5 protein-coding genes are annotated in these 4955 nt (G+C 69.5%); 2 read left to right on the top strand and 3 right to left on the bottom strand.

Translation table 11 applies throughout. The features are described 5' to 3' along the window. Positions 1–122: 122 nt before the first annotated feature. The 3 genes from ACFW6P_RS31920 to thyX all read right to left on the bottom strand — a co-directional run bounded on the left by ACFW6P_RS31920 (position 123) and on the right by thyX (position 3828). Complete coding sequence (locus ACFW6P_RS31920) at positions 123–1808, bottom strand: ribonuclease J (RefSeq protein WP_386360094.1); 1686 nt, start codon at positions 1806–1808, stop codon at positions 123–125. A 156-nt stretch (positions 1809–1964) separates the two neighbouring features. Further along, positions 1965–2864, bottom strand: a complete 900-nt coding sequence (gene dapA, locus ACFW6P_RS31915) for a 4-hydroxy-tetrahydrodipicolinate synthase (protein ID WP_386360097.1) — start codon at positions 2862–2864, stop codon at positions 1965–1967. Between the two features lie 223 nt (positions 2865–3087). After that, the gene (gene thyX / locus ACFW6P_RS31910; protein ID WP_386360099.1) at positions 3088–3828 is read right to left on the bottom strand and encodes an FAD-dependent thymidylate synthase; all 741 of its coding nucleotides are present in this window, start codon (positions 3826–3828) and stop codon (positions 3088–3090) included. 155 nt (positions 3829–3983) lie between these two features. On the opposite strand from thyX, the gene ACFW6P_RS31905 reads away from it, so the two are divergent. Continuing rightward, entirely contained in the window at positions 3984–4223 is a 240-nt protein-coding gene (locus ACFW6P_RS31905; RefSeq protein ID WP_386360102.1) for a hypothetical protein, read from the top strand. A 110-nt stretch (positions 4224–4333) separates the two neighbouring features. Continuing rightward, complete coding sequence (locus ACFW6P_RS31900; protein WP_386360105.1) at positions 4334–4888, top strand: PH domain-containing protein; 555 nt, start codon at positions 4334–4336, stop codon at positions 4886–4888. Positions 4889–4955 lie beyond the last annotated feature (67 nt).

Genomic DNA, 4955 nt, shown 5'->3' with positions numbered 1-4955 from the left:
GTTCACTTTTGTCCCCACTTGGCCCCGGTGTTTTGTTTTTCAAAACTTAGGGGGGGGGGGCGCATCTTTCAAATCCGGGGCCCCCCGCTCCCAGTTGGCACGGGCTCAGGCCCGACGGGCCGTCAGACCTCCACCACCACGGGCAGGATCATCGGCCGGCGCCGGTAGGTGTCCGAGACCCACTTGCCCAGGGTGCGGCGCACCAGCTGCTGCAGCTGGTGGGGTTCGACCACCCCGTCCTGGGCGGAACGCTCGAGGACCTCCGTGATCCTGGGGATCACCCCGCCGAAGGCGGAGTCCTCGATGCCGGAGCCGCGGGCCTGGATGTGCGGGCCGCCGGTGATCTTGCCGGTGGACGCGTCCATGACGACGAACACCGAGATGATGCCCTCGTCGCCGAGGATCTTGCGGTCCTTGAGGGCCGGCTCGCCCACGTCACCGACGGAGAGGCCGTCGACGTAGACGTAGCCCGCCTGGACCTTGCCGGAGATCTTCGCCTTGCCCTGGACGAGGTCGACGGCGACGCCGTCCTCGGCGATGACGATGCGGTCGTGCGGGACACCCGTGAGGGCGCCCAGCTCGGCGTTGGCGCGCAGGTGGCGCCATTCGCCGTGGACCGGCATCAGGTTCCTCGGGCGGCAGATGTTGTAGAAGTACAGCAGCTCGCCCGCGGAGGCGTGGCCGGAGACGTGGACCTTGGCGTTGCCCTTGTGGACGACGTTGGCGCCCCAGCGGGTCAGGCCGTTGATCACGCGGTAGACCGCGTTCTCGTTGCCGGGGATCAGGGACGACGCGAGGATCACCGTGTCGCCCTGGACGATGCGGATCTGGTGGTCGCGGTTGGCCATGCGGGACAGGGCGGCCATCGGTTCGCCCTGGGAACCCGTGCAGACGAGGACCACCTCGTTGTCCGGCAGGTCGTCCAGCGTCTTGACGTCGACGACCAGACCGGGCGGCACCTTCAGGTAGCCCAGGTCCCGGGCGATGCCCATGTTGCGGACCATGGAGCGGCCCACGAAGGCGACCCGGCGGCCGTACTCGTACGCCGCGTCCAGGATCTGCTGGATGCGGTGCACGTGGCTGGCGAAGCTCGCGACGATGATGCGCTTGCGGGCGCCGGCGAAGACCTGGCGCAGGACGTTGGAGATGTCGCGCTCGGGCGGGACGAACCCCGGCACCTCGGCGTTCGTGGAGTCCGAGAGGAGGAGGTCGATGCCCTCCTCGCTCAGGCGGGCGAAGGCGTGCAGGTCGGTGAGGCGGCTGTCCAGCGGGAGCTGGTCCATCTTGAAGTCGCCGGTGTGGACCACCATGCCGGCCGGGGTGCGGATGGCGACGGCCAGCGCGTCCGGGATGGAGTGGTTGACCGCGATGAACTCGCAGTCGAAGGGGCCGATGCGCTCGCGGTTCCCCTCGACGACCTCGAGGGTGTACGGGCGGATGCGGTGCTCCTGGAGCTTGGCCTCGATCAGGGCGAGGGTCAGCTTGGAGCCGATCAGCGGGATGTCCGGCTTCTCGCGCAGGAGGAAGGGGACACCGCCGATGTGGTCCTCGTGGCCGTGCGTGAGGACGATGCCCTCGATGTCGTCGAGGCGGTCCCTGACGGACGAGAAGTCCGGCAGGATCAGGTCGATCCCGGGCTGCTCCTCCTCGGGGAAGAGCACGCCGCAGTCGACGATCAGCAGGCGGCCGCCGTACTCGAAGACGGTCATGTTCCGGCCGATCTCGCCGAGGCCGCCGAGCGGGGTGACCCGCAGGCCGCCTTCGGGAAGCGGCGGGGGCGAGCCGAGTTCAGGATGCGGATGACTCAAAAGACTCTCCTCACCACACGCGCCACGTACCGGTGGGCACGTGGCGCGCGTGACGTTCGTGCAGAAGCAGTTGTCGTTTTCGGTGCGGTGCGGGCACCGGCGGCCCGCTTATTCAGTTGTGAAGCTCGTGCGCGGGTGTCCGCGCGAAGTCTGGTGTCAGAGCTGTACCCCGCCGGCGGCGAGATCGATCTTGAGTTGCTCGATCTCCTCCGGCGCGCACTCGATCATGGGGGCGCGCAGGGGGCCGGCGGGCAGTCCCTGGAGCGCGAGGGCCGCCTTGGTGGTCATCACGCCCTGGGTGCGGAACATGCCGGTGTAGACGGGGAGCAGCTTCTGGTGGATCTCCGTGGCCTTCTGGACGTCGCCCGCGATGTACGCCTCGACCAGGGCGCGCAGCTCGGGGGTGACCACATGGCCGACGACGGACACGAAGCCGACGGCGCCGACGGAGAGCAGGGGCAGGTTCAGCATGTCGTCGCCGGAGTACCAGGCGAGGCCGGAGCGGGCGATGGCCCAGCTGGCGCGGCCGAGGTCGCCCTTGGCGTCCTTGTTGGCGACGATCCGGGGGTGCGCGGCGAGGCGGACGAGCGTCTCCGTGTTGATGGGGACGCCGCTGCGGCCGGGGATGTCGTAGAGCATGACCGGCAGGCCGGTGGCGTCGGCGACGGCCGTGAAGTGCCGGTAGAGGCCCTCCTGCGGGGGCTTGTTGTAGTACGGCGTCACGACGAGCAGGCCGTGTGCGCCGGCGCGCTCGGCCGCGCGGGCGAGTTCGATGCTGTGGTGGGTGTCGTTGGTGCCGACTCCGGCCACGACGTGCGCGCGGTCGCCCACGGCCTCCTGGACGGCCCGTACGAGGTCCGCCTTCTCCGCGTCGCTGGTGGTCGGGGACTCGCCGGTGGTTCCGTTGACGATCAGGCCGTCGTTGCCTGCGTCCACCAGGTGGGTGGCGAGTCGCTGCGCGCCGTCGAGGTCGAGTGCGCCGTCTGCCGCGAAGGGCGTGACCATGGCGGTGAGGACCCGCCCGAAGGGGGTCTGCGGAGTCGAGGTCGGAGCCATGGGTTACACGCTACTCGTTGCTCAGGACCGGGTCTGCCCTCGGGGGACCCGACGAGTCATGACAAAGGTGGAGCCCGGCACTGCCTGCTCGGGGGTTCAAGCAGTGCCGGACCCGTTTGATCAGGCTAGATGAACTTCATGAAATGCCGCAATACGGACACTTCGCACGGCTGAACCGCACATCTGTGCCGGACTCCGTACCGGACCGGGGAAGCGGGGCGCTCTACGGCGCCACGCGTCCGTTGGCGTTGAAGGCGGCGTAGGTGAGCGGCATGAGCCGGGCCCACTCGGCCTCCATCTTCTCGCCGACCATCTCGATCTCGCGCTGCGGGAAGGACGGCACCTTCGCCAGCTCGTGCTGGGTGCGCAGACCGAGGAAGTGCATCAGCGAGCGGGCGTTGCAGGTGGCGTACATCGAGGAGTACAGGCCGACCGGCAGGACCGCGCGGGCGACCTCGCGGGCGACGCCGGCCGCCAGCATCTGCCGGTACTGCCGGTACGCCTGGCGGTAGGCGTCCTCCATGGCCGCACCGACGAGCTGGTGCTGCTCGGGGGTGCCCTCGACGAACTCGTACTTGCCCGGGCGCCCCTGCTGGATCAGCTTCCGCGAGGTGTCCGGGACGTAGAAGACGGGCTGGAGCTCCCGGTAGCGGCCGCTCTCCTCGTTGTACGACCAACCCACGCGGTGCCGCATGAACTCGCGGAAGACGAAGATCGGCGCGCGCACGAAGAAGGTCATGGAGTTGTGCTCGAACGGGCTGCCGTGCCGGTCCCGCATGAGGAAGTTGATCAGGCCTTTCGAGCGCTCGGGGTCCTTCTGCAGTTCCTCGAGGGACTGCTCCCCCAGGGTGGACACCCGCGCCGCGAACAGCACGTCGGCGTCGGCCGCGCTGTGTTTCACCAGCTCGACGGTGACATCGCTGCGCAAGTCGATCTTGAAATCGTCGTCGGGGGTCTCGGTCACGGTTCGCGGGGCCTTCCGTTACGTCTCTGGGCGACGCCACTCTACGTTCAGTGACGTGCCGCAATGAAGTCGGTGAAAGAGGGCACCTCTGGGGGAGCTCGTTCGTCCTACGGACGAGAGTGATCCGTTCCACCCCGAAGGGAGACGCACCCCTGATGTCCGGTCGGCGTGAACCCGTATCGTTCGCCTTCGTCGCCGAAGCCGACAGGTTCCGCAGCAATGTCACTCCCCCACCGCCCGAGAGGCAGTCGATCGGCGAGAGGGCCGGCGGCTGGCTGCTGGGCCTGACCATCGTGGCGGGGCTCGTGGGGGCCCTGGTCGTCGGGACGCCCGCGCTGACGCCCGACCACGCGCCGCAGCATCCCCAGACGTCACAGGCGTCCGAGAAGCACTGAACTGCCTGACGCAGGCCGTGACTCCATCCGGCCCCGACGGTGGTGACCGGGGAAACGGATCGGTAGCCTCACCGGGCACAGCCCACGCATGGATCGAGTGAGGACCCCCCGTGCCCCTGCCCTTCCTGACGGCCGACCGCGTTTTCGAGGCGACGGACGACGTTCCGCTGCCGTACGACGACCGTGACCGCTGGCGGCGGCCGTACCGGCCGGGGCCGTGGCGTGTGGGGTCGGCGGCGCTGGCGTTGCTGCTCGCCGCGTTCGTGCTGTTCGCGGCCGTCATCATCGCGGTGACGGCCGAACCGGCTTCGGCGGGGCTGGTGTTCGCTCTGGCGCTGCTCGTCATCGCGGGGGCGCTGCGACTGCTGCGCATGGGCGTGTGGGTGAGCGCGCAGGGGCTGCGCCACGTGGGCTTCTTCACGACGCGTACGGCGCCATGGGAGCAGGTCGTCGCCGTGCGCACGGTGCAGCAGCCGGTGCGCTGGCTGGGGCTTCCCCGGACCGTGCAGGGCCAGGCGCTGCTGATCGAGCGTGAGGGCCTGGCCTCCCAGGGGGTGCCGCCGCTGATGTCCACGCACGACGCGGACTTCCTCGGCCGGGCCCAGGCCTTCGACCGGGCGGCCGACTCGGTGGAGGCCTGGGCGGACGAGTACCGCCCGCACTGAGGCCCTGCCGGGGTCCCCGTGACATGCGGGAGGGGCCGGACCGTTATGCGGCCCGGCCCCTCCCGCA

Origin of the sequence: Streptomyces sp. NPDC058741 (assembly GCF_042746715.1) — a bacterium.
Taxonomy (GTDB): domain Bacteria; phylum Actinomycetota; class Actinomycetes; order Streptomycetales; family Streptomycetaceae; genus Streptomyces.
The sequence above is the reverse complement of the archived record's forward strand: the minus strand, read 5'-3'. Positions and strand labels throughout refer to the sequence as shown.

Bases quoted from the DNA above. Each gene is read 5' to 3' on its own strand.
- dapA (WP_386360097.1), bottom strand. From the start codon at position 2,864: ATGGCTCCGACCTCGACTCCGCAGACCCCCTTCGGGCGGGTCCTCACC.
- ACFW6P_RS31905 (WP_386360102.1), top strand. From the start codon at position 3,984: ATGTCCGGTCGGCGTGAACCCGTATCGTTCGCCTTCGTCGCCGAAGCC.